The sequence below is a fragment of the Paenibacillus sp. SC116 genome (assembly GCF_024733555.1).
Lineage (GTDB): Bacteria > Bacillota > Bacilli > Paenibacillales > Paenibacillaceae > Paenibacillus_B.
Window position 1 is genome coordinate 2,213,522 of record NZ_JANIOF010000001.1, and the last position, 26,190, is coordinate 2,239,711.

Annotated in this window: 14 protein-coding genes; 6 read left to right on the forward strand and 8 right to left on the reverse strand. The window is 43.9% G+C overall.

Annotation, left to right across the window (positions count from 1 at the left end; genetic code table 11):
- Positions 1 to 77: 77 nt before the first annotated feature.
- The 3 genes from NQ117_RS09590 to NQ117_RS09600 form a co-directional block, all read right to left on the reverse strand.
- Entirely contained in the window at positions 78 to 3,671 is a 3,594-nt protein-coding gene (locus NQ117_RS09590; protein ID WP_258277730.1) for an FG-GAP-like repeat-containing protein, read from the reverse strand.
- Positions 3,672 to 4,147: 476 nt separating this feature from the next.
- Positions 4,148 to 7,720: an FG-GAP-like repeat-containing protein gene (locus tag NQ117_RS09595; protein ID WP_258277731.1), complete on the reverse strand. Its 3,573-nt coding sequence runs from the start codon at positions 7,718 to 7,720 to the stop codon at positions 4,148 to 4,150.
- A 468-nt stretch (positions 7,721 to 8,188) separates the two neighbouring features.
- On the reverse strand, positions 8,189 to 11,734 hold the full coding sequence (locus tag NQ117_RS09600) for an FG-GAP-like repeat-containing protein (RefSeq protein ID WP_258277732.1): 3,546 nt from the start codon (positions 11,732 to 11,734) through the stop codon (positions 8,189 to 8,191).
- A 574-nt stretch (positions 11,735 to 12,308) separates the two neighbouring features.
- On the opposite strand from NQ117_RS09600, the gene NQ117_RS09605 reads away from it, so the two are divergent.
- The 5 genes from NQ117_RS09605 to NQ117_RS09625 all read left to right on the forward strand — a co-directional run bounded on the left by NQ117_RS09605 (position 12,309) and on the right by NQ117_RS09625 (position 17,992).
- Complete coding sequence (locus NQ117_RS09605) at positions 12,309 to 14,006, forward strand: peptide ABC transporter substrate-binding protein (RefSeq protein ID WP_258277733.1); 1,698 nt, start codon at positions 12,309 to 12,311, stop codon at positions 14,004 to 14,006.
- A 123-nt stretch (positions 14,007 to 14,129) separates the two neighbouring features.
- The gene (locus tag NQ117_RS09610) at positions 14,130 to 15,068 is read left to right on the forward strand and encodes an ABC transporter permease (protein WP_258277734.1); all 939 of its coding nucleotides are present in this window, start codon (positions 14,130 to 14,132) and stop codon (positions 15,066 to 15,068) included.
- Entirely contained in the window at positions 15,065 to 16,015 is a 951-nt protein-coding gene (locus NQ117_RS09615; protein WP_258277735.1) for an ABC transporter permease, read from the forward strand. The genes NQ117_RS09610 and NQ117_RS09615 overlap by 4 nt, the downstream gene beginning before the upstream one ends.
- 16 nt (positions 16,016 to 16,031) lie before the next feature.
- Positions 16,032 to 17,033: an ABC transporter ATP-binding protein gene (locus NQ117_RS09620; RefSeq protein WP_258277736.1), complete on the forward strand. Its 1,002-nt coding sequence runs from the start codon at positions 16,032 to 16,034 to the stop codon at positions 17,031 to 17,033.
- Entirely contained in the window at positions 17,030 to 17,992 is a 963-nt protein-coding gene (locus tag NQ117_RS09625) for an ABC transporter ATP-binding protein (RefSeq protein ID WP_258277737.1), read from the forward strand. Before NQ117_RS09620 ends, NQ117_RS09625 begins: the two co-directional genes overlap by 4 nt.
- Before the next feature lie 701 nt (positions 17,993 to 18,693).
- Here NQ117_RS09625 and NQ117_RS09630 read toward each other — a convergent pair.
- From NQ117_RS09630 to NQ117_RS09640, 3 genes are all read right to left on the reverse strand, one after another.
- Positions 18,694 to 19,362, reverse strand: coding sequence for an endonuclease domain-containing protein (locus NQ117_RS09630; RefSeq protein WP_258277738.1), 669 nt, complete (start codon positions 19,360 to 19,362; stop codon positions 18,694 to 18,696).
- A gap of 390 nt (positions 19,363 to 19,752) precedes the next feature.
- Positions 19,753 to 21,300 (reverse strand): L-glutamate gamma-semialdehyde dehydrogenase, encoded by a 1,548-nt coding sequence (gene pruA / locus NQ117_RS09635; RefSeq protein ID WP_258277739.1) that lies wholly within the window; start codon positions 21,298 to 21,300, stop codon positions 19,753 to 19,755.
- A gap of 24 nt (positions 21,301 to 21,324) precedes the next feature.
- A complete protein-coding gene (locus NQ117_RS09640; RefSeq protein WP_258277740.1) occupies positions 21,325 to 22,245 on the reverse strand; it encodes a proline dehydrogenase family protein in 921 nt (306 codons plus the stop codon).
- 214 nt (positions 22,246 to 22,459) lie between these two features.
- Between NQ117_RS09640 and NQ117_RS09645 the strand changes: the two genes are divergently transcribed.
- Entirely contained in the window at positions 22,460 to 23,812 is a 1,353-nt protein-coding gene (locus tag NQ117_RS09645; RefSeq protein WP_258277741.1) for a sigma 54-interacting transcriptional regulator, read from the forward strand.
- 388 nt (positions 23,813 to 24,200) lie between these two features.
- Here the strand turns inward: NQ117_RS09645 and NQ117_RS09650 are convergent, their stop codons facing one another.
- Both NQ117_RS09650 and NQ117_RS09655 read right to left on the reverse strand, forming a co-directional pair.
- Complete coding sequence (locus tag NQ117_RS09650) at positions 24,201 to 25,283, reverse strand: cation diffusion facilitator family transporter (protein ID WP_258277742.1); 1,083 nt, start codon at positions 25,281 to 25,283, stop codon at positions 24,201 to 24,203.
- Positions 25,284 to 25,641: 358 nt separating this feature from the next.
- Positions 25,642 to 26,157, reverse strand: a complete 516-nt coding sequence (locus tag NQ117_RS09655; protein ID WP_258277743.1) for a DUF2179 domain-containing protein — start codon at positions 26,155 to 26,157, stop codon at positions 25,642 to 25,644.
- Positions 26,158 to 26,190 lie beyond the last annotated feature (33 nt).

The window sequence follows — 26,190 nt, forward strand, 5'->3', positions numbered from 1 at the left end:
AAATATGGGAGAGAGAGCTGCCTTCTTTCATTGCTGTTATTTATTATTACTAGAGCTTCCTATTTCAACAGCTACACTTATCGATCGGTAATTCGCTTCGTTATACTCCACTTCGCATCACCAATCCTTTGAGGAAGGACAACAGGCAAATCTTTCAATGGTGGTTCTACAAGTAATTCCATAGGTATTACTATAATCGTTTCAATAGGTTCGTCGGCATTAAACGGCTGCGGCAGCGTCACACAAGTCTGTACCGTCACACAAGTTTGCAGAGGCCAGCTTACCAGACCTTTCTTATCTTTCGCCCTCACCTGTAGACGATACGACTTGCCTGGCGTAAGCCCTGTCGCCCATCTATAAGAGTTGATATTTCCTGCAACCGTTACCGGAGCCAGCCACCCGCTCCGCTCCACAATTTCATACGACTCGATACCATCCAGATCGATTGCGCTTGGCCACGAAAGGGTGAATGAATGGTACGTAACATTACTTACGCTCAACTGTGCACCAGAAGGCCATGTAGGCGCTACCTTATCGTCATCACGAATGCTGATTTCCAACTGGCGATGCGCACCTAATTTAGCACCGCGAGTCGGTGTTTGCAGCTTTACTTTAAACAAACGATCCTGATCCGTTTTGTCATTATTAAGCAGAGGAATCAATACGGTCTTCTCCGTTTCTCCATCTGCAAACGTCAACGTACCCGTCGAAGCCACGTAATCTACCCCAGCTAGTCCCGTTCCGTCTTCCGTTCCATATACAACGCTTGTGACTCCACTCCGATCACCGACACGTTTCACTTTCACTTGTGCATAGCCCGAATGTTCCCATACTTGCTGTGAAGCATGATTGAACTGCAGACTTCCCGACACTAAAAGATTATCGTAAATAGTTAAATCTCCTCTATCCTGAAGCCTGTGAGCAATCCCATCTTTTCCGTCCCCATTAAAATCACCAATTAGATATTGGGAGCCATACCAGAACTTCATATTTCCTACAAACAAACCTTGCAATTGGAAGCCACCGTCCCCATCATTCACGACTGCTTCTACGCCTCCTAAGTAGACAAATACGAACTCCTTATTTTCGTCACCATTCAAATCAGCAAGCTGAATCTCATATATCCACTCTGTCGTAGGAATACGATAAGTTCCATCAAAGCTCCCTTGCGCATTTCCATAATAAACGACGACTTCTTGTTGAGTATTAAAGCCATGAAAAGCGACGATATCCGTATAGCCATCTTTATTAAAATCGGCTGCCTGAGGACTAGTTCCCTTTTCAATGACTTTTAACTTGGTAAAGGTTCGATCACCATTGTTCTTGTACAGATGCAATTTTTCGTGTTGATAAGCTCCTTCATAAGCAGCAATATCCAGATGACCATCTCCATTCCAATCTCCACTCAATACGCGATAAGCAGTATGAACCATCGGTTGTCTCATAACCTCTGTAAAAGCGTAGTTGCCGCTGCCTTGTAGCATAATAAGCTCATTGCTACTCTCATAAACAATATCGTTTATACCATCATTCGTGAAATCGCCGATTTGATAATCATAATGTGACCTTAAAGGTATATCGGCTACTTGCTGGTAGCCTCCGCTCTCATTCTCGCTCGTAACACAGATCCCACTGCCTCCTGGAGCCAGCCATTCTTCTTTCCCATCCTGATTCAAATCTAAGCTGTACCGAACTCTTCCACATTGTTCGATCGGCAGCCTGCCATAAAATTGCCATGTTTGATCTGAAAGAGCTTTAGCTATATTTGTACGACCGTGTCCATCATGCACAACTAATTCATCAAAGCCATCACCATTGCTATCCCCTTTATGCAGGGTGTATTTATGCTCTAGCAAGTATCTGAAGTTTACACTATTTTCCTGATAAGAAGGTAGAGATGGTGCTTCAGTTGCTTTCGGAAGGGTGACATGACCTGACAATACTTTGCCAAGTTTTCCATTGGTATTTTTCGCAGTCACCTCAACATGATACGTTTTCCCTGGTACTAGTCCGTTCAACGTATGGCTATAAACGTTTTTCGTCACCGTAACAGGAGCAAACGCTTGATTCGTTTCCTTAATCTCGTAAGATTCAATTCCCGCTTGGTCTTGGGCTTTCGGCCAAGCTGCGGTCATCGAATACGGTGTAGCATCCGCGATATCTACAACTGCACCATTCGGCCACTGAGGCACGGATGGATTGGAGCGAATATGGATATTTATTTTCCGATTGTGCCCGAGCGCTACACCGCTTGTCGGATATTTTAATCGAATTGTAAATGTACGAGCACCTTCAAAGCTGCCGACGGATGTAATCGGCACCGTTACGGTTTTAACCGTTTCACCATCATGAAAAGCTAAGGAACCTAAAGTTCTCTTGTAGTCGGTCCCAGCCTTGGCTGTGCCGTCTAATGTATCATACTCCACAAGCGTATAGCCTGAGCTTCCTCCTGTGCGTCGTACCTCCACCTGCACCGTATCGGCATGCGCAGCTACTTCTTGTTCGGCTTGGTTAAAGTGCACCTCGCCATTGAATGGGAAATTAAGTGCCACGCCTGTCGCTTTGTTAAAATAATGAGGATAGGATACCAAGTCCTCTCTACCATCCCCATTAAAGTCCACCTTCTGATCTGGTATGACCATCCCTTTGATTTCCTCAGGCATGCTGAACTTCCCTTTTCGGTTCCATAACACATAATCAAAGTAATTCTCCCAATCGTCATAGAGAATGAGATCTGGATATCCGTCCGCATTCACATCCGTAGAAAACATTCTATAATAACGGGTAACATAACCAATCTCGTCTTTACGAGCGAATTGTGCTCCTGCATCCCCATAATGGACCTCAATTTTTCCACCTCTACCGATAATGTCGGTAAATCCGTCTTGATCGACATCTACAGCTTCAAAATCATAGCCCAACCCAAGTGTCTTCGCATGAGAAAATCCAAATTGTCCATTCCCTGTAAACAGAACAATAGGTTTTTGGTACAGCTGATAAGCAAAGTCCAGATGCCCATCCTTATTCCAATCCCCTGCTCTAACATGTACATAACCATACAGCGCTTCCGACTGATGAGTGTAGCTACCTACTTCTGTATAGGTTAAATTAACGCTTCCCTGCAAGTAATGAACTTTTGTAGAAGAAACAAGAATGATATCCTTAATTCCATCCTTATTAAAATCAGCAATTGCCTGTTCTGAATAAGCGGAGGAAGTAAGCGGAATAGCGCTTTTTAGCTCATAGGAGCCTGCTGCATTACGACCAAATATCTCAACTTGAGATGGGCTAAATGCCAGCACTTCACCAAATTGGTCACCATCCAGATCTTCAATATGTACTCGCTCTAAGGTCGGGTCTGCTTGCTTGGTTGTTACCGGTTGACGTGTAAGCGTGCCATCTGCGCCGACATAATAAAGGACGAGCAAATGCTTGTCTGTAATGACGGCAATGTCTGCATTCCCTTCATTATTCAAGTTTCCAACATATTCACTGCGTACTTCATCATTTGCCGTAAACTCTTTCCACTTGTAGTAATTATTATTACTTTTATTGTCGGCAGGTGGAGCTGCCTGTGCAACGAATGAAGCTGGAAACATCGAGGCGACCAAAAATACGGTAAGCATGAGTGCAAAATTTCGTCGTACGTAGATACCCCTTTTCTTTTTCATACCAAATTCTCCTTTACTCGATTGGTAGTAAAAGCGTCTGCATGACGATGAAGTACATTTAGAACATTGTTTGAAAGTAGGAATCGTTCTTGGGTGAGGTGTGGGGCACATCATGTCGAATTCGAGGTGTAACACAGATGTAGTACTTATGTAACGACAAGGCTGTTTTGGAAAAATGAAGAAAATTGTCTATCCGTCTGTATATTAGCACATTTACGAGGTGAAACAATTGATCTGGCAAAACTAGTGTGAATATTACAGCATCCCCTATTTTCTCTATCTTTTCGAGTTTGTACTGACGTTATAAAACAAAAAATAGCAGCCCGCTCCATATTGATTTAGGGAGCAAGGCTGTCTTAATCATTTATACGCTTATGAAATTAACTGTCTTCAACCTGTTTATTTCCTCATGAACGATAAATAACTTATTCCGTTTATCCCGCCTACAGTTGGATAGCTTGCTAATTAAGCTACTGTCAGCGAATCACTCGCCGCATCGTTACATTTAACTGCGTATCGTTCAGCCACTTAGGAACCACATAAAGCTGATGTACAGAAGGAGGTCCCACTGGCTGTTCAATAGGTGTGTTTACATTTGGTAATGGCTGAGGCAGTTTCACGCAAGCCTGCACCGTCACACAAGTTTGAAGCGGCCAGCTTATCAGTCCTTTCTTATCTTTTGCCCTCACTTGCAAACGATACGACTTGCCTGGCGTAAGCCCAGACGACCAAGTATGAGAATTGATATTTCCTGCTACAGATACTGGCGCTAATGCCCCATCCCGCTCCACGATTTCATATGATGCAATGCCATCCAAATCGACCGCATTCGGCCAAGAGATCGTAAAGGAACGATACGTTACATCGCTTACGCTCAACTTCGCACCGATGGGCCATGTAGGTGCGAGATTGATATCATCACGAATATTGACTTCCAACTGATGATGTTGTCCTAACTTAGCACCGCGTGTTGGTGATTGCAGCTTCACTTTAAACGTACGATTCGTATCCATCTTGCCATTTTTGATTAACGGAATCTTCACTGTCTTCTCCGTCTCACCGTCTGCAAATGTCAGTGTACCCGTAGAGGAAGCGTAATCCACACCTGCCAATGCGGTTCCATCTTCCGTTCCGTAAACAACGCTCGTGACACCGTGGCGATCACCAACGCGTTTCACCTTCACTTGTACGTACTCCGCGGATTCCTGCACATTTTGTGAAGCATTGCTGAACTGCAAAGAGCTCGAAGTCAACATGTTATCGTACAAAGTGAACCCGCTGTAATTTTCCCGCCTGTAACCAATATCATCTTTGCCATCGCCATTGAAATCACCCATTAAATAACGAGAGCCTAGCCACATCATCTCATCATATAGTCCTTGCGGTTGGAAAATGCCCTTCCCTTGATTCACAACTGCTTCTACTCCAGAAAAATAGACGAGCACGAAATCCTTATTTGAATCATTGTTCAAGTCTGCCAAATGAATCTCATACACTCCATACGGAGGAGTGTAGCGATACGGCTTGCCATCGAAGGTACCTTGCGCATCTCCGTAATAGACAAACACATCTGAGCCCCAATGGAAGGTAACGATGTCATCATATCCGTCGCCATTGAAGTCCGCTGCTTGAGGTGTTGTCGGGCTATGAATTTCTTTTATCTTTTCGAAGGTGTAATTTCCCTTGTTCTTGTATAGATGCAAGTTCCCATCAGATGCAGCCATATCCATCAAGCCGTCACCATTCCAATCTCCGACTAATATCTGCACGCCATGATGAGAAAGTCGCTGCCTGGAGATCTCCGTATATCCATAACTGCCATTGCCTTTGAGAATGATAAGCTCCGCACCGTAATTCATATAAATGATATCGGCAATCCCATCATTCGTAAAATCAGCCACCTTTAAGTCATAGTGGGGCTCTAACTGCAATTCTGCCACCTGTTCGTAATCTAAAGAAGCACCTTCACTAATGATGCGGATACCTATAGGACCTGGGGCTAACCACTCTTCTTTTTGATCTCTATTCAAATGAGCACGATAGTTAACTTCACTTGAATTAACTTCACCTGATTGCCCGATAGGCAGCCTTCCATTGAACAGCCAAGATTGATTGGATAGGGGTTTCATTATCATCGTGACGGACTGGTCATAGACAAACAACTCATCGAATCCATCACCGTTGCTGTCTACTGCATTCATCTCGTAATGTCTTGGGAGATTGCGGAAATTTACAGAATTTGTGCGATAGTATGGAGCTGCTAAAGCGGTATTGCTAGACGGAATCGTAATATGTCCCGCCAATGTTTGACTGAACTTCCCGTTCACATTTTTCGCCTTCACTTGAAGATGATACGTTTTCCCGGGTACAAGACCTGCTCCCCATGTATAACTGTATACTTCTTTCGTAACAGAAATCGGGGCCAGCGCTTGATTTATTTCGCTAATTTCATAAGATTGAATGCCCGTGCTGTCTTGCGCCTGCGGCCAAACGACCGTCACTGAGTTGGATGTGACATCCGCTATGTCAGCAACTGCTCCCTTAGGCCAGTGCGGCACAGATGCGTTGGAACGAATATCGACATTCATTTTCCGATGATCCCCAAGTGCAACACCGCTTGTTGGATTTTTTAATTGAATCGAAAACGTACGAGTGTCTTCAATACGATCAACGGATATAATCGGAATCGTCAATGATTTGGTTGTCTCACCATTACTAAATTCCAAAACACCTGCTCTCCTCACATAATCGACGCCTGACTTAGCCGTACCGTCACTCGTTTCATATTCCACCAATGTAAGACCTGAATTGCCGCCTATACGCTGCACCTGCACTTCCACCGATTGTTGATGCGCATCTACTTCCTGCTTAGCCTGGCTGAATTGCACCTGGCCTGAAAAATCTTGATTTCTCAAAATCATGATTTCCCACGTGTAATAATCTTGTCGTGAAACAAAATCTTCTCTTCCATCTTTATCGAAGTCCAACTTCTGGCTTGGTTTATACGGATAGCCTAAGAAATTGATTTGTTCAGGCACGCTGTATGTCCCTTTCCGATTCCACAATACGTAAGAGTAATAGTTCGAAGGATCATAAAGCACGAGATCGGGATAGCCATCCTGATTCACATCGGTACTATACATATTTAAATATTCATTTACAAATCCGATTGGAGACTTACGTGTAAATTGTCCTCCAGCATCCCCATAATACACAGCGTATTTCGGTTCATATCCAACAACACTATAGCCGATAATGTCTGTAAATCCGTCCTGATTCATATCATCGGTGACAAAAAAGTCAATGTCCAAATCTTTGATATGGGTAAACCCCACTTGTCCATCCCCTTTAAACAGAACCGCCTGTTGTCCGTACACCCAATAGATGAAATCAAGATGACCGTCGTTATTCCAATCACCTGTTTTTATGCTTACAGCCGAAGTACTCGTAGCTCCTTTGTGAGTATAGCTGCCCACTTCCTGATAAGCGAGGTTAGCTGATCCTCGTAAATAATGCAGCTTAGTATCCGAAACTACAATCAAATCTGTAATGCCATCCTTATTAAAATCTTCAACTACCTGAGCGGAGAGGGGGGAAATTGGAATTGTACTTTTTAGCACATACGAGCCAGTTGTGTCCCTACCAAAAATCTCAATTTGGGATTTACCAAAAGCCAAAACCTCTCCAATCTGATCGCCGTTCAAATCCGCGATATGTAGTCGTTCTAAATTCGGGTCCGCCTGCTTGGCAGCCACCGGTTGGCGAGTAAGCGTTCCATCTGACGATACGTAGTACATGACAAGCAGATTATCTTCCGTAATAACCGCGAAGTCTGCATGACCTGCATTGTCAAGATTCCCAGCAACTTGACTGCGTACTCGTTCATTCAATTTCAGCGTTTTCCAATTCAAGTAATTACTGCTTTTTTTGTTATCAATGATCCTCGCTGCTTCTACAACGAAAGAAGTTGGAAACAAAGATACAACCATGAAAAAAGCAAGTGTTACTGCGAACTGACGCCGAGCAGAGATCATCCATTTCCATTGCATGCAGAAATCTCCTTTACTTAATTGATAAATGGCTATTCCGATTATGAATGTAAAATAGCATCGATGCGTAAAGTGAGTTCATGCTGTAATAGGTCATGTCAAATACGAGGTGTTCGTAGGTGTTACATGTTTTAGCAGGGAGTAAAAGATATAGAAAATTCGGAGAATAATAGCTTTCGTCAGTATAGTAGCATATATAAATGATCAAAATATGATATTGTCAAAACTAGTGAAAATGTTACAATGAACCCCTTTTTCCCTATCAATTCGAGCCTGCAACAGTATGTCATATTACTAGATTCGCATACGACTCTTTTCACACAATAAGGCACCCTGCTCCATTTCGATGCTAATAGGAGCAAGATGCCTTTTTTATTAAGTACAACTATATTGTGTTATCGTAACTTCACTTGTCATGAATCGTGTGCCGTTTTCGTCTCCGGTTGCAAAGATGGCAGCATTTCCCTTCTACAACTTTGTCTGCTTCAAGGAGAACACTGATGAAGTAATGCTTGGGGCAACTCGTGGTACAGGTGCATTGGGCAGTATAACCGTGACCATTAACGGCACACTGGACAAACCCTTCGTATCAATTGCCTTTACTTCAAACTGATACGTTTTGCCTGCTTGCAGCCCAGTCCCACTGTACGTATAGACATTTCCTGTCACGGTAACAGCAGGCAGCGCCCCATTCATTTCACGTATCTCATAGTGTGAAATCGCTGCTCCATCTCCGACAGCCAACGGCCATGATAGCTTCAGCTTACATGGAGTCAAGCCGCATGCTTTCAAGGTCGCGCCGACTGGCCATTGCGGCGCTTTCGCTCCCTTGTCTCTTATCGTTACGACTGTGTTGCTTTGTTCACCTAACTTCGCACCGCGTGTTGGTGAGTGCAGCTTTACGGTGAAGCTGCGATCTGCATCGGGTGTATCATTGCCAATCATCGGAATTCGTATCGTCTTCTCGGTTTCACCCGCTGCAAACTTCAACACACCCGTCGAAGCCTCATAATCAACTCCAGCTACGCCTGTGCCATCCTCCGTTTGATAAGTAACGCTCGTTACACTTTGGCGATCAATTGTACGTTTAATAACTAGTTGAACATGACCATCCTGCTTGCGAGTATTCACAGCCGCTTGCTCAAATTGAAGCTTGCTTGCGGAATGATCAGCTGTTAGTAAGGACTGATCGGCTTTTCCAGAATGGCCAGAACTTATAATCGAAACATCGTTTTTCCCATCACCTGTAAATTCTCCCACAGCAGTATCAGCATAATCTGATAGTAACGTTTGCACCGAAGTAGGTGCTGCAAAGTTCCCTTTTTCATTAAATGCTACTTTAAATGATTTAAAATCCCGGTAAAATATATCCTGATGACCATCAAAATTGTAATCTATCACTAAGAAGTTTTTCAGATTGGCATATGGATTCATCTCTTCGATAGCACTTTTTCTTACGAATGAGGAAGTAGCATCACCGTAGTAAATATGAATTTTCCTCGATTCTACCGCCCCGATGTCATCGAAGCCATCTCTATCAAAATCTGCAACATGAATTTGGGATAAGCGTAAATGCGGCAGCTCCGTTGACTCTATAAAGGTGCCGTCTCCTTGATTCGTATATATAAGAGTAATACCTCCATTGGAAGGAGCGACGATATCTAGATGTCCATCTTTATTAAAATCACCAGCAGTAGGTTTGTATAAATAACTTAATGTGTTGGAGCGCGCTACTTCCGTAAACGAATAATTCGGTCCACCCTGCAACAGCACGAGCTTAGAATCAGTTGTGCTGTAGAGTAAATCCAACACTCCGTCCTTTGTAAAATCCTCTAAAACATAAGCTTGTAGTGAAGGCAGCGTTAGGATAGCCTTTTTCTCAAAGCGTTCTTCAGAGTTCCCTGTTTCAGCAATGCAAAGTTGATTCCCTTTTTTGAAAATAATGTCATCCTTGCGATTATGGTTCAAATTTACCCGCTTTTCAGGTACGCCTTCGCAGCTATTGTATCCTAAAAATGGCTTATTTACCGCTTCACCTCCCATGTAACTGAGAATAAGCCGTGGCTCTTGAGGCGTATTCGAGATAAAATCATCGATCCCATTTCCATCTACATCAGCAATGAATGGAATTCCTATTCCAAACTTATGCTGATGGTAAGGTTTTAAGTGATAGGTTGCAGTAGGCTCGGGTATGGTTGAATTTGCAGGTATCGTTACCGCAGCTGACAGTGGCTCATTGACGTGATTGAGTGTATCTTTTGCATGTACCTCGAAGTGATAGGTTTTACCCGCCTGCAAACCTGATGTCCATGTATGACTGTATACACTAGCTGCCACTGAGACAGGTGCAAGCGCTTGGTTCACTTCACGAATTTCATAAGCAGCAATTCCATTCGGATCTATAGCCTTGGGCCAAACAAGCGTCATCGATGCAGCAGACACATCACGAACAGCTAGCTCTTCTTGTTTCGGCCAAAATGGAGCATTATCGTTAGGGGGGGAAGCTTGATCATGTTGAAGGTTAATTTTCATATTTCTGTTAGTGCCTAATATCTCTCCACCATTTGGATAGTACAGCCGAATTGAAAAACTTCTTCCTTCATTCGGTATGTCGCTTCCTAGTAAAGGAACAGAAATCCACTTCTCGGTCTCGCCAGCTCTAAATTCTAAAGTCCCTCGTTGATAGGAATAGTCAATTCCGGCTGATGCTGTACCACTCTTCGTTTCATAGGTCACGGAAGTAGGTCGATTGATTTTACCTGTTCTTACAACCTTAACTCGTACTGAGCGTCGCATCTCAGATATCGATAATTCGCTGGATTCAAACTGAATGCTCCCTGATAAAATCTTATTCAAGTATACGTGAATTACATGGGGATATTTCTTATGAATAAGATCTGATCGACCATCCCCATCAAAATCCGTGTACTCGTCTACTCTTAATCCTAACTCAACAGGAGGGGTTGCAAGCTGTCCTTTATCATTCCAGGATATTTGTGCATCCACATGATTTCCTATCACAAAATCGGGATATTCATCTGCATTAAGCTTCCCTATATGCCGCACACCCACACCATAACCAGGATGGTCAAACTTAATCTTTGCATTCCGTGTAAAGGGGGCTGCAGCATCCCCATAATTAACGTTAGCTATCCCTATGGAAACTCCGCTATGCCTACTATACATATCGTAAATTAAATCATCATATCCATCGTTATCTACATCCGCTACTTGTAAAGACCTGATCCCATCCATACCATGATCCGGGGCTACTTCCTGAAATGTCCCATCTCCATAACCAACAAATTTCACTATATAGGTTCTTGTCGAAATATTAACTAATGCCGCATAATCGACGAACCCATCATTATTCCAGTCACCTGCCACTATTTGTTGAAATGGGTAATAGGTAGTCCCTGCAGGGTTTAATTGATGTTTGCCGATTTCAGTAAAGGTGTAATCGTTTCCTCCTTTTAAATAATGTAAAGAGCTAGAGTTGCCCGCGATAATATCATTCATTCCATCATTATTAAAATCTAAAACTATTAATTTATACGATTTTGTAGCTACTGTATTCACTAGATGATACTTCCCATCTGCGTTAAGTCCATATATCAAAATTCCACTGTCTGTATTTAATAAAATTTCTGCATTCTGATCTCCATTCAAATCAGAGATTTGAATATTCCACACACCATAAAGAGGCGCTCCAGCAATAGCTTCTCTCGTGCTTGTACCATCTCCATAATTTTTATAAACAACTAGTTTTTCTAAACCAGTTAGGACAACAAAGTCTTTTATTTTATTGTTGTCCAAATCCCCAATCTTGAGTTTTTCATAGTCCGAATCTTGTAGTTCAAAGGTGTAGGCATGCTGGAAAAGGCCATTTGTGGCATTTGTCGGTTGCATGTTTGCTTGTGCGTAAGCCTGTTCAGAGATGGGAAATGTGAGTACTAACATTAAAACAACAGATAACATGAATGAAATACTACGATACGTGGACCGACTAGACATGTAGATTGCCCCTTTTCATAAAAAGTGTACACAACGTTCACTTACGTTGAATGATGTCTCTCTCGATGCGTCATAGATGGTACAAGAGCATATGGCCATTCACAGGAAGGCGCGTAAGCACTATTTTCACCTCCATTAAGCACATACAACAACATATTCCCAAATGCTCCTCTACCTACATTTTTCCCCACACCATTAAAGTGTTGTGTATCGGATAAGAATCAACCTATCATAGGAAAAATATCTGTCGGCAGTATCGTAACATCTTCATGTGTTTTTCTTGTGTTTTTTTCAAAACTTGTACTTTATTTACATTAGTGTTTAATTTTCATCACACTCCACAACTTTCCATCTACTATTAGTAAATGGTGTCGAACCTAGTATTTTTATAACTTATGAACTTTGTCAAATTTCCTCGATCTATATTTCATTTCATATAGTGAATAAATTTCAAACATGTAGATGAACGTTTGTACATATGATAGGGACTAACCAAGAATCAGTTTATTCTACAGAGCCTACCAGCAACATTTGAACTTGGTACACTATTTAAATGGATGAAAGGGGATTAACGATGAAGAGACGAACGATGTTCGTATTGGTCGTACTAATGCTTTCAGTAAGTGCTCTTCTAAGCGCCTGCACAAGCTCCACGACTCCTGAGGCGAACAAACCAGAGGCACAGAAACCAAATAACGAAACGAAGACGGATCCATCAAAGGAAACAGCTGCTAAACAAGAATTTCGCTTCAACATAGGCACCGAACCCCCTTCGTTAGACCCGGGCCTAGCTCAGGACGTTACTTCAATAACGATGCTCTTTGCCACATTTGAAGGTCTAACAAGCACAGATAAAGATAGTAAAGTAATACCAGGCGTAGCCGAAAAATGGGACATCTCACCGGACGGCAAAAAATATACATTCACACTTAGACAAAATGCCAAATGGTCTAATGGCGATCCCGTTACCGCACATGATTTCGAATATGCATGGAAGCGAGTACTCGATCCGACTCTTCCGCAAACATCACCTTACAACTACCAACTGTACTACATTAAAAATGGTGAAGCTTACTTTACAAAAAAAATAACCGATCCAAATCAAATCGGTGTGAAAGCAACGGGCGACTACACACTTGAAGTCGAACTTGAAAATCCGACACCTTATTTCCTTGATTTAACTGCCTTTACAACCTACTTCCCAGTGCACAAATCTGCTAAGGACAACCCTGCATGGGCGAATGAAGCAAATACGCTAATCTCAAATGGGCCATTTAAGGTTTCATCTTGGGCACATTCCTCACAGATCGAGCTTGTTCCAAATGAGCACTATCATAAACGTGATGAGATTAAACTGACAAAAGTTACAGCAGTCATGATCGAAGACACGAATGCCATATTGAATATGTACGAGACAAATGCGCTCGATTATATTGGACCACCGATCAATGGCGGTATTCCAAGTGAGCAAATTCCGATCCTACAGCAAACGAAGAAAGATGAGATTGCCATTAAACCACTAGCAGCAGCCTATTATTACTTATTCAACAACAAGCAGAAGCCATTTGATAATAAGAAAGTTCGTAAAGCATTGTCTCTGGCGATTAACCGCCAACTGATAACTGAAAAAATTACACTTGGAGGTCAGAAGCCAGCATTCGGAATCGTTCCTCCAGGTATCAATATTGTCGATGACGAGTACCGCAACCAAGTGGATGGCAACTACTTCAAGGAAGATGTAGCAGAGGCCCAGAAGCTGCTAGCCGAAGGACTCAAAGAGTCTGGCCTTGATAAAATGCCTGCATTCACCTTCATTTACAACACGAATGATCTTCATAAAAAAGTAGGTCAGGCGGTCGCGGATATGTGGAAACAAAATTTAAACATCGATGTAAAACTGCAAAATATAGAATGGACGGTATTCCTAGATCAGCGCTCAGCACTTGACTATTCTGTTGCTCGTGCGGGCTGGAATCCAGACTATAATGACCCGATGACATTCCTTGATCTATATACAACTGGAAGCGGCAACAATGATATTGGCTTTAGTAACAAAAAATACGATGATCTCGTGAAAGCTGCAAAGAAAGAATTGGACCTAGTAAAACGAAGAGAGTTGCTAGCCAGCGCTGAAAAAATCCTTATTGAAGAAGAGATGGCGATATTGCCAATCTACTACAACGCTACTGCCCAACTCCTCAAACCTAACATTAAAAACGTATATGTAGATCCACTTGCCAATTTCCACTTTGCTCGCGGCTACGTCGAGTAATTGGCTCATTAGATCACCCGCAAGTCGGGATACAGGCAGCACAACGCCTGTATCCCGCTTTTACACATAAATACAAGTGTCTTAGCACAACTACTCGATTAAGCAAGGGAGTGATCTCATGTGATGTTTCGATATATGTTAAACAAATTCGTATTTTTTTTCCTAGCCATGCTCGTTCTCTCTTCAATTACGTTTATCTTGATGAAAGCGATTCCTGGCGATCCCTTCATATCAGAGAAAGCCGTTCCTCCTGATGTGAAAGCTCGCCTACTAGCCCAGTACGGATTGGATAAGCCCTTATATGTCCAATACATCACTTACTTGGGAAATTTATTGTCTGGTGATTTAGGCATTTCCATGAAACTCGCAAATCGCGCCGTCATAGACTTCATCCGTGATTCTTTTCCATTATCTCTCAAATTAGGCATTTCAGCTATTTTCACTTCTGTCATTATCGGCGTCACCTTAGGCATGACAGCTGCATTTCGCCATCGCAAGCTCATGGATTCGACCTCTATGGTCATCGCTGTGCTCGGGGTATCCGTTCCAAGCTTTGTTATGGCCGCTATACTGCAATGGCTATTCGCCGTTCGCATCCCGATGTTCAACGTCGTTGGGCTTGCGCAAGCAAAAGATTACGTACTGCCAACACTGGCACTTTCCGCTATGCCTATCGCCTATATTGCAAGACTGACACGATCGAACATGCTTGAAGTGCTGCACTCTGACTATATTAAGACAGCACGTGCAAAAGGGCTTAATAGTTGGACGATTATGCGCCGTCACGTGCTGCGTAATGGTATATTGCCGGTCGTCACCTTTCTAGGTCCGCTCACCGCTAACGTTATTACAGGCTCTTTCATTATCGAGCAAATATTCGGAATCGGTGGATTAGGCAAAATTTATGTTCAAAGCATTGGCAATCGCGACTACTCGCTCATTATGGGCATTACGATATTTTACGGTCTTATTTTAATGACCGCTCGTCTACTCACAGATATCGCTTATGGATTCATCGATCCTCGAATTAAGCTTGGCAAACGAAAGGAGGGTGCCGCATGACCCCTCAACATCAAAATGCTAGTGCAGCAGATCTTACCCTTACGTCTGACCATTTTCAAAAAGCAGTGGTCGATCATCAGGAAGCGGAAGCCATTGATCGGGTTAGCGTATCAGCGTGGAAAGATGTATGGTACAGGCTAAGCCGCAATTGGACAGCCATGACAGGACTATGTATTTTAACTATTCTCATTGTGCTGGCCATTATCGGACCTTGGCTAACTCCTTATGATTTTTCAAAAAACGATTTGATGTCCACCAGTCTCGCCCCTTCTGAAAAGCACTGGTTTGGAACCGATGATCTTGGACGTGATATGTTCGCACGTACTTGGATGGGGGCACGTATTTCACTCATAGTTGGCTTCGTTGCAGCTTTCATTAACTTGATTATCGGCGTCATCTATGGCGGCATCATGGGTTATGTCGGTGGACGAATCGGCGACATCATGAACAAAATATCAGAAATCATATACTCGATCCCGGATTTACTAGTAGCGATACTGCTCGTGGTTGTATTTGAACCCAGCCTATTTACGATTATATTGGCGTTCTGCCTTACAGGATGGATCAATATGTCTTGGATAGTTCGGGGTCAGATTATTCAACTCAAAAATCAAGAATATGTACTCGCCTCACGATCATTAGGTGCATCTGGCATTCGCATTTTATTTCGCCACCTGCTGCCCAACGCCCTCGGCCCCATTATCGTTATGCTTACCATGGCGGTTCCAGCAGCAATCTTCGGCGAGGCTGTGCTCAGTTTCCTAGGATTGGGTGTCCAGCTACCTGCAGCTTCTTGGGGAACGATGATCAACGATGGAACGAAGGTCATGCTGCTCTACCCTTGGCGCATGCTATTTCCTGCCATCATGATCAGCTTAACGATGCTTGCCTTCAATATGTTTGGTGACGGCTTGCGTGATGCACTTGATCCTAAACTGAAAAAATAATGGAGGTGAGCACCATATGCAGCAAACTACCCCACTATTAGAAGTACAGAATTTACAAGTTTCCTTCAAGGTAAGGGATGGCGAAGTACAAGCAGTACGGGGCGTATCTTTCCATGTTGATGCTGGCGAGGCCGTAGCCATTGTAGGTGAATCGGGATGTGGTAAAAGCGTAACAGCACAGAGCATTATGCGGCTGCTACCTACCCCTCCATCCTTTGTTAAAAATGGAAAGCTGCTATTTAAAAGTCGTGACTTGCTGGCATTGAAAGAAAAAGAAATGCAATCAATTCGCGGCAAGGAAATTGGTATGATTTTTCAAGATCCGATGACATCATTGAATCCGACAATGACGGTAGGCAAGCAAATCTCGGAAGTACTCCGTCGCCATCAGAAAATTGGTATGCGGGATGCCAAGCAGCAAGCCATCGAAATGCTAGAGCTTGTCGGCATCCCAAATGCTTCATCCCGGTACGCCCAATACCCGCATGAATTTTCCGGCGGTATGCGACAACGGGCGATGATTGCGATTGCACTTGCTTGCCAGCCTTCACTGCTCATTGCGGACGAGCCAACAACCGCGCTAGATGTCACCATCCAAGCCCAAATTCTTCGTGTTATGAAAGATTTGCAGCATAAGTTCAATACATCTATCATTTTAATCACTCATGACCTTGGCATCGTCGCTGACTTGTGCGATCGAGTAATCGTCATGTATGCGGGAAAGATCGTCGAGACAGGTACGAAGTGGGAAATATTCAAAAACCCTCAGCACCCCTATACGAAGGGATTGCTGCGCTCCCTGCCGCGACTCGATCAGGCGAAGGATGAGCCACTGATCGCGATTCATGGCACGCCGCCTGATTTGTTAAAGCCGCCTGCCGGCTGTGGTTTCTTTGCCCGCTGCGAGCAGGCCATGCAGATATGCAAAGAGGCAGAACCCAATTCAACAGCGCTTAGTGAGTCACATGTATCTCGATGCTGGCAGCTGCACCCGTTAGCGAAGGAGGTCGTCGGATGACAAACATCTCACCTTTGCTGCAAGTTAGCGGATTGAAAAAATATTTTCACGTGAAGCGTAAAGGATTGCTAAGAGCTGTTAATGATGTGACTTTTTCCATTTGGAAAGGAGAGACATTAGGCTTAGTTGGCGAATCTGGCTGTGGGAAGTCTACCGTTGGCCGAACCCTGCTGCGGCTGTATGAGCCTACAGCTGGAAACGTTACGTTCAACGGAACCGACATTTATAAGTTGAATCATAAGAAACTAAAAGCTGCTCGGCGCCAGATGCAAATGATATTCCAAGATCCCTACGCTTCGCTTAATCCACGGATGACTATTTCCGAAATTATCGGTGAAGCGATAGATATTCATCAGTTGGCAAGCAGTAAGGCGCAGCGCAAGCAACGCATTGAACAACTGCTGGATCAGGTCGGATTGTGTCCTGAACATGCGTGCCGCTATCCGCATGAATTTTCAGGTGGCCAGCGCCAGCGCATTGGTATCGCCCGAGCGCTAGCTGTCGATCCGCAATTTATTGTGTGCGACGAGCCTATTTCCGCGCTGGATGTATCCATACAGGCACAGGTCGTCAATCTATTGAAAGATCTCCAAGGACGACTCGGCTTAACTTACTTATTCATTGCGCATGACCTTTCGATGGTAAAGCATATTAGCGATCGCGTAGCCGTCATGTATTTAGGAAAAATAGTAGAGCTTGCCGACAGCGATAAACTATATTGTGAACCGCTTCATCCGTATACGAAGGCGCTCATGTCTGCCATTCCTGTGCCTGACCCCGATGTAGAAGCAGCGAAGGAGCGCATTGTGCTGCAAGGCGAGATCCCGAGTCCACTCTCACCGCCTTCAGGCTGCCATTTCCGCACGCGCTGTCCGGTAGCCACGGAGCGCTGCTCGCGCGAAGTACCGGAATATCGTGAAGTACTTCCGCGGCACTATGTAGCGTGCCATCAAGTGTAGCTATGAGTTGTAGCTAGTGGCTATCAGGCGTGGCTATCAGGCGTAGCTATCAAGCGTAACCATCATGCGTACTAGTAGCTATCAGTTGTAGGCAACAGATGCAACCGTTATGTTGTAATTGAAGCATAGGTGAAGAATAAGTAAAAGGTTTGTGGACTAGCCCATGCTGGGGACCACAAGCCTTTTTCAGCGTGCGTGCAGTTGGGATGCGCAATCCCTTGCTGCGTACACTTAGAACTTAGAACTTAGAACTTAGAACTTAGAACTTCAAACACTACCCTAAGCCCACTGATTCGGACAAAAGTGCAGGTATTTTTCCGATAATCGTCTCTTTTTCATGCCAAATCCGCAAAAATACATTTATTTTTGCCTTATACCTGTGTAATTTGGATTATGTCTCAAATTAGCTGCACTTTTGTCCATTTTGGCTCCAATTTGTGAGTTTTCGCCTTAAATAACTGCATTTTTGTCCACTGTCCACTGTCTACTTCTACTTCTACTTCTACTTCTACTTCTACTTCTACTTCTACTTCTACTTCTACTTCTACTTCTACTTCTACTTCATTTAACTCCTGCTTCCACTCTCAAGTCCATAAATTCTCACTTCAATGGTATATGCATCGTAGGTACACATAAAAACATCGAAAGTACACATAGAAAGTATATAGAAAGTACATCATAAGCAGCTCAAACCAAACCACTTATAACAGTTTCAATGCATGCTGCTGCATTTCATACCGAGCAACTCGCTTCCCATCATTTCCTATCACAGCATGGAACAGACCTTTCGCCTGTAACGACTGAAGCAATCGCACAGCAGTGCGATGATTGACTTCCAGATGACTTGCAACATCCACAGGTTTGAGTGGACGGGCTAATCTACAAGCAAGTCGGATGACCTCCCGTTCTACTACTTGCTTTAACTTAATTGGGTCTACCCCTGAGAGATAGCGGCTTAATACCATGCGCAGCAATGTTATGCACAGTTCAGGTCGATGAGCAATATCATCGTAGGAAAATGAAGTGACTTGATAGCCCATAGCTACTAAAAATGTTTCTCGATTTAACTCGTTGCTATACTTTTGTCGGTCCATATCACGCACGTGTGGTCCAAATCCCTTAATCTCTATTATCAACCCCACCGCCGTTGACAACCACACAAAATCACAAAAATAGGATTGACCTCTCCAATCCACCACTTCGAATTCGGGATGCAAATGATTAAACTGCCCCTGCAAAGGCCACCATACATGTTGGCAAAACAACTTTTCTGCATGTTGATGACCGCGCTCAAGCCTTCCTCTTCTCTCGCCAGTTCTTCGCTTTATATGAAACTGAATAAACTCATGATGCGCTTCATCAAATTTCATTTATATCCACCTTTCCCATATAACAATCTTTGCAATGCAACAATCTTCTCTATGCAACAAAAAAACGTCCCGCTGCATTCTACTAGAGAATGAAATCGGGACGTTCTTCGTCTATGCGCTATCATAGCAGATATTGTAACCTTATTCCAGAGAATATGAGCCTTAGCTTGAACTTAACTCTGAGCATCTTTGGTAAGCCATTGTTCTTCGTTAATATATATCTAACCAATACGTTTGTGGGTCATAAACGATTAAACACTTCTATATGAACTCTACCAAATGAGCTACATTAACTAAACTTTAACAAGTAAGCGATACTAGGTGAACTCTTGTAATCTTGTAAATGTCCCCTTTTCTGCGGTACTAACATTCATCTGAAGCTTGCCCCTACTAATACTTCTCTGATACTAACTTCGCCTGTGTGAACAACAGCAAATAATCTTTACCGCCAGCTTTCGAATCTGTACCAGACATATTAAAGCCGCCGAACGGATGAACACCTACTAATGCACCTGTACACTTACGGTTGAAGTACAAATTGCCACAGTGCATCCGGGCGCGAGCATACTCCAAATGCTCTCGTTTTGCACTGAATACAGCGCCAGTCAAGCCGTATTCCGTATCGTTGAATATAGCAATAGCTTCTTCAAAGCTGTCCGCCTTGCACAAGGCAAGCACAGGTCCAAAGATTTCCTCTTGCATAATACGTGCACGAGAAGCAACATCCGCGAACACGGTTGGTTGAATGTAATATCCATTTCCCTCTGCGATTGAGCCTCCAGCTACTAAACGGCCTTCCTCTTTGCCAATCTCGATATATTGAAGGATTTTTTCATAGGCATTTTGGTCGATAACAGGACCAATCGCAACATTTTCAACAGCTGTGCCTATCGTCAGAGCTTTCGTTTTCTCAATTACGAGTTCAACAACAGCATCGTACACATCAGCATGGATAATCGCACGGGAGCCAGCAGAGCATTTTTGACCTTGGAAGCCGAATGCAGATTGCACAATGGCAGTAGCCGCTTCTTCAACAGAAGCATCGTTGTCAACAACGATACCATCTTTACCGCCCATTTCAGCAATTAGACGCTTGATCCAGATCTGACCAGGCTGTGTACGAGAGATGCGTTCGTTAATTCGCAATCCTACTTCACGTGACCCAGTAAAAGAGACGAATCGAGTACGAGGATGATCGACGATCAGATCGCCGATTTCTGCACCTGAACCTGGAATAAAGTTAATCACGCCGGCAGGAAGGCCAACCTCTTCCATCAACTCTACAAATTTCGCTGCAATTACTGGTGAAGTGGAAGCCGGCTTCAGCACGACTGTATTTCCTGCTACAACAGCAGCTGCAGTCATACCGGCCATAATGGCAAGCGGGAAGTTCCATGGCGGTATTACGATACCTACGCCTAGCGGGATATACGTTAAACGGTTATCCTCGCCTTCAAGCACCGTCAAAGGCTGCGGCCCACTTAAGCGAATCATCTCTCGACCATAGAACTCTAAAAAATCTATCGCTTCAGCAACATCTGCATCTGCTTCTCCCCAGTTCTTCCCTACTTCATAAACGAGCCAAGACGCATATTCGAATTTGCGTCTGCGCATAACTGCCGCTGCCTTGAAAAGATAGCCCGCACGTACTTCAGGATCAACATACTGCCAAGTCTGGAACGCAGCATCAGCATCAGCAATTGCACGTTGTGCCAACTCCGCATCTGCTTGAGAAAGATGTCCGATAACTTCATCTTTATTACCTGGATTAATCGAAGTTACTTGCTTCTCAGTTGTTATTTTTTCGCCATTAATAACGAGTGGATACGAGCGACCAAGCTCACTTGCTACTTGCTTCAGTGCTTGCTCCATAACTTGGCGGTTTGCCTCTACAGTAAATGCTGTGAACGGTTCGTTGCGAAATGCTGCTATTGTCATCGATAAATTCCTCCTATGATTCCATTATGATTTGAATAAGGACTTCAGTACGAATAACACATTAGCGGGACGCTCTGCCAAACGACGCATAAAGTAGCCATACCAGTCATCCCCATACGGAACATACACACGCATGGTGTATCCTTCATCAGCTAATTGCTGTTGTGCTTGCACCCGAATACCGTACAGCATCTGAAACTCGAATTGGCTTTTCGGAATGCCCTTTTCCTTTACGAACTGCTTCACATGCTCGATGATGGCTTCATCGTGTGTAGCAATAGCTGCATAATTGCCGTCAAGCAAGTGCTGTTCAATGATTCGCTTAAAGTTGCGATCCACATCCTCTTTGTGAGGGAATGCCACCTCATGCGATTCCTTGTAGGCACCTTTTACAAGACGCAAGTTGGGACGATACGTGGAAAGTGCAGAAATATCATCTGCGCTTTTAAAGAGATACGCCTGAATAACTAGCCCAATCGTCTCTCCATATTCCTTCCGCAACTGTTCAAATATTTCGATGGACACGCGATTTCGCGCGTAATCCTCCATATCTATACGCACAAAGTTGTTATACTGCTTTGCAACATCCAAAATCATGCGCATATGCTTCATGCACAGCTCTGCAGATATATCTAGACCGAGCTGCGTCATTTTCAAAGATAGATGGGAGTCAGCGCCGCTGCTCGCAATCGCATGCAGCGTACGAATGCAATAATTGGTTGCTTCGCGTGCTTCCTCTTCTGTCGTGATGAACTCCCCAAGATGATCGAGCGTCGCGACGATTCCTTTCGCGTTCAACTCTTGTATTGCTGTAACCGCTTCCGAAATTTGCACGCCTGCGACGAAGCGCTTCGCTCCAAAACGCAGCCCATACTTTTTTGCGGTACGATTCGCAGTTCTATTTTTCGATAAAAACAAAAAGGTGTTCCGCAATAGACTTTCCATCTACTAAAACGCCCCCTAGCTCTTTAATAGTGTTTAATTTTTGAACACTTTTTCAGCTATTGATTAATTATAATCACACGTGGTTTATTTTGTAAATACATATACAGGAAATAATTAAATCTACAATCGGCTGAGAGCGGAAAGACCGTTGCAAATCAATACTTCCTTTGACATAATATGGACAACAGCAATTGTGGGAGAGGACATATGTGATATGAAGCTTGAACTTAATCAACAGGAGCCTGTCCAGTCTTGGACAGCACTAGAACAGCACGCACTGCTTCATGGACTGCTCGAAACAGTGAATGATGCAGTCACAGTCGTGGATAAGGATGGAATTGTCCTTTATTGGAATCATCAGGCGGAAATAATGTACGGCATATCGCACGCATCGATTATCGGAAAGCGAATCGCGGAATTTTTCCAACGGGAATCGATTATGCTGTTTCAAGTAATGGAGAGCAGAACCCCGATTCGTCAGCTTTATCATGAACCTCGTCCAGGGGTGCATGTGATGATCAATACGAGTCCGATATTCGATGCGGAAGGTCAACTGCTCGGTGCCGTTGCAATCGAAAGCAATATGACTTCTTACGTCAAACTTAGTGCGGAAATGTATCGAAAGTCCGATGCAGAAAAGTTCGTTTCCATAGTGGCACCGTTCAAGCCCGAACAGCTCAAGCGAGCGAAGCTCGTCGTTGAGCGGAATCGTCCGCTGCTGCTTGTTGGTGAAGCAGGATCAGGCAGACGCAGCTGTGCGGAATGGATATACGATCAATTAGAGCTGGAAGGTCTGTTCGTCACCATGAGCTGTGCGAACATTCCGGAAGGCATGCTCGAAGCCGAATTATTCGGCTATCAAGGCGAAGGCGACAGTGAGCGGCTTGGGAAGTTGGATCAGGCGGCAGACGGCATCCTCTTTCTTAAAGATGTCGATCAGCTGCCGCTACCTGTGCAAGAGAAGTTGCACGATATGCTGACTAACGGCAGCTACAGCCGTATGAAAGGCAGTACGCAGCTCTCTTGCCGCTGCCGCATCATCGCAACATACACAGGTTCAGCGCAGCTCGAGGATGATGCCGAACTGGCTGTGACTTGGCTGCCAGCGCTGTACTATACGTTCGTGCCGCATCAAGTGCCTGCCGTACGCGAACGTGAAGAAGAGCTTCCACAGCTGTGCAACTTGTACATTGTGGAAGCCGCAGATAAGTACGGCTCCCCGCAGCCTGTGCTCCAGCACGATGCTATGGCGCAAGTGGCGGCCTACGATTGGCCGAACAACTTGCCGCAGCTGCGCAGTGCGATGGAGCATGCCGTGCTCGCTGCCCATGAAGCGGGCGCGAGTGCGATTTCAGCGAAGGAGCTGCCGGACTATGCACGGCTGACGACGCTCGCTGAACTAACTGAGGATGAGCTGCCATTGAGCGCTCATTCCGAGGAAATGGAGCGCAGCCGCATTGGGGATGCGCTCAAACGCGCGCAGGGCAACAAGGCGCGAGCTGCCCGGATGCTGGGCATATCGCGAGGCGCTTTATATTACAAGCTCCGTCAATATGAGCTTGAATAATGAGCGGGACGGCTTCCCTTCTATATCTAAGCGGAACAAGTATACTACCTCCTAGATTTTGAGATTGGGCAAAAGAAACCTGCGTACCACAAAGAATGGCGATACATGGGGAAGACTTCGTCTACTCCTGTATCGCCATTCTTTTTTCTGCTAGGTGATTTGTTTGCTTATGAAAATCCACTCTGTAAATAAACGATAAGTTCTACGATGAACATATTAAGCATGCTTATGATGTTTCTGTTTCTATAGTTATAAACAACTTTCACAAAGTTATGATCGTGCTTTTGCTTGTTTGGTCATAAACGAGGTATAACCACTACAGGCACCATTCTAACCATGGCCACTATGAACATGTTCATAATTATTGTTTAGACCTCAGGGGATTATATTAATGTTTATGACCGCTGTGATCGTGCCCATGATCCTGTTCATGTTTTTGATCGCTCTGATCGTGCCCGTGACCATGTTCACTTTGATTGTGTTCGTGATCATGGCTATGACCACTATGATCGTGATCATGCTGCTCTCCCGATTGCGGTCCAACCTCACATATTAGCTCACCATGTTGAACCGAAGCATCTTCAATTTGCACAGTTGCATGAGCAATCTCGTACTTTTCCTTCAAAAGCTTTAACGCCTTATTTAAGATAGGGTAACTGTTCGTTCCTTCTTTAACCTTTAAATGACAGCTTAATACGTCGAAGCCTGAAGTCACCGTCCAAATATGAAGATCATGAACATCGATTACATCTGGAATGCTCGCCAACGTCTGACGTACTTCCGCTGCATCTAAGCGTGAAGGAGTTCCTTCCATCAGTACGTTAACCGAATCTCTCGTAACACGCCATGCACTTATAATAATAAGCACAGCTACGATAATACTAATGATCGGGTCCGCTACATACCATTCGAACTTCCACATAATGAACCCAGCGATGATCGCACCAATCGAACCGAGCATATCACCGAGTACATGCAAATAGGCACTGCGCATATTCAAGTTATTTTTAATATCGCCTCTCATGAGTACATAAGCGGCTGCAATGTTAGCCAATAAGCCCGCAAACGCAATGCCCATCATCGACAAGCTCGCAACTTCCTGCGGATTTACAAGTCGTTCATAAGCTTCCCACAGAATGACACCAGAGATAACAACAAGTGTAAGACCATTTATGAATGCAGCTAATATTTCAAATCTGTAAAATCCGTAAGTCTTCTTCGGTGAAGGCTTCTTTGCTGCAAAAATCATGGCAATTAAACTGAGCAGCAACGACGATGCATCGCTTAACATATGCCCTGCATCAGACAATAACGCAAGGCTATTCGTGATTACGCCCCCTACCACTTCAACGATGAGGAAGACGAAAATAATAATTAATGACCAGAGCAGCGCTTTCTTATTCGCGCCTCGTCCATGTGAATGCCCGTGATCGTGTCCATGACCGTGGCTGTGTCCGTGATGCATGCCCATAATAAGTTCCCCTTTCGTTCCATAACATTTCCTTTTGTTAACCACATTATACCGTTTATCATTACAACATTCAAGTGATTGTTTGAATATTTAGTTGAAAAGTCATATTTCACCCATAGTTAACCGCTCCCGATAATCTTTAATCCTAAATCTTTAATCTTCTGTACCATGTACCAGCAAAAAGACCGTCACTTATCGTAACGGTCAGATTGTTAAGAAACCCTATCATTTTAAAAGGTTGTATCGTTCACAATTCCTTTATGTCTAACTACATTGCAAGCCTACTCAGATGCAGGAATTTAACCCGAACAACATTTTAAGTATAAGCCGAATTGATAAGCGGAGAGTGATTCTCCGCTTATCTTCGCGTACTCTTCGTCCAGAAGCCACCGTGTAACTGCGTCGGTTCATACGTTACAATAAACGCCTTAGGTTCTATTTCCAATATCGACTGGTACAGCTTCTTTTGATTTTTTCGTTTTGCCAGCACTTCATACATCATACGATCCCCATCACGGCCATGCCCGATCCAAGTTGTTACGCCATAACCGGAATCACGAAGTTTGTTCGCTAATTGAGTCTCTGGATCGTTCAAGATTATGCGCAAAGTCACATAGCCAAGCGCTATCTTTTCTTCTATCCATGTACCAACAAGTACACCAAGACCATAACCTACCGCATAGACGATCAAACTAATTGGCTGATCCAAATATTGCAGCACCATATTAAGCCCCAATACATAAATTGTAATCTCAATACAACTTATGCCTGCTGCATAATATCTTTGGTTCTTCAACGTCAAAATCATTCGCAGCGTGAAGAATGTGACATACACAATTTGGATGACAAATATGGAAATAAGTATTTCAAACATAAATCTGTTCGCTCCTGTCAATAATCACTACTG

Bases quoted from the DNA above. Each gene is read 5' to 3' on its own strand.
- NQ117_RS09590 (WP_258277730.1), bottom strand. From the start codon at position 3,671: ATGAAAAAGAAAAGGGGTATCTACGTACGACGAAATTTTGCACTCATG.
- pruA (WP_258277739.1), bottom strand. From the start codon at position 21,300: ATGACAATAGCAGCATTTCGCAACGAACCGTTCACAGCATTTACTGTA.
- NQ117_RS09645 (WP_258277741.1), top strand. From the start codon at position 22,460: ATGAAGCTTGAACTTAATCAACAGGAGCCTGTCCAGTCTTGGACAGCA.
- NQ117_RS09600 (WP_258277732.1), bottom strand. From the start codon at position 11,734: ATGTCTAGTCGGTCCACGTATCGTAGTATTTCATTCATGTTATCTGTT.
- NQ117_RS09640 (WP_258277740.1), bottom strand. From the start codon at position 22,245: ATGGAAAGTCTATTGCGGAACACCTTTTTGTTTTTATCGAAAAATAGA.
- NQ117_RS09625 (WP_258277737.1), top strand. From the start codon at position 17,030: ATGACAAACATCTCACCTTTGCTGCAAGTTAGCGGATTGAAAAAATAT.
- NQ117_RS09610 (WP_258277734.1), top strand. From the start codon at position 14,130: ATGTTTCGATATATGTTAAACAAATTCGTATTTTTTTTCCTAGCCATG.
- NQ117_RS09615 (WP_258277735.1), top strand. From the start codon at position 15,065: ATGACCCCTCAACATCAAAATGCTAGTGCAGCAGATCTTACCCTTACG.
- NQ117_RS09605 (WP_258277733.1), top strand. From the start codon at position 12,309: ATGAAGAGACGAACGATGTTCGTATTGGTCGTACTAATGCTTTCAGTA.
- NQ117_RS09620 (WP_258277736.1), top strand. From the start codon at position 16,032: ATGCAGCAAACTACCCCACTATTAGAAGTACAGAATTTACAAGTTTCC.
- NQ117_RS09650 (WP_258277742.1), bottom strand. From the start codon at position 25,283: ATGGGCATGCATCACGGACACAGCCACGGTCATGGACACGATCACGGG.
- NQ117_RS09655 (WP_258277743.1), bottom strand. From the start codon at position 26,157: ATGTTTGAAATACTTATTTCCATATTTGTCATCCAAATTGTGTATGTC.
- NQ117_RS09630 (WP_258277738.1), bottom strand. From the start codon at position 19,362: ATGAAATTTGATGAAGCGCATCATGAGTTTATTCAGTTTCATATAAAG.
- NQ117_RS09595 (WP_258277731.1), bottom strand. From the start codon at position 7,720: ATGCAATGGAAATGGATGATCTCTGCTCGGCGTCAGTTCGCAGTAACA.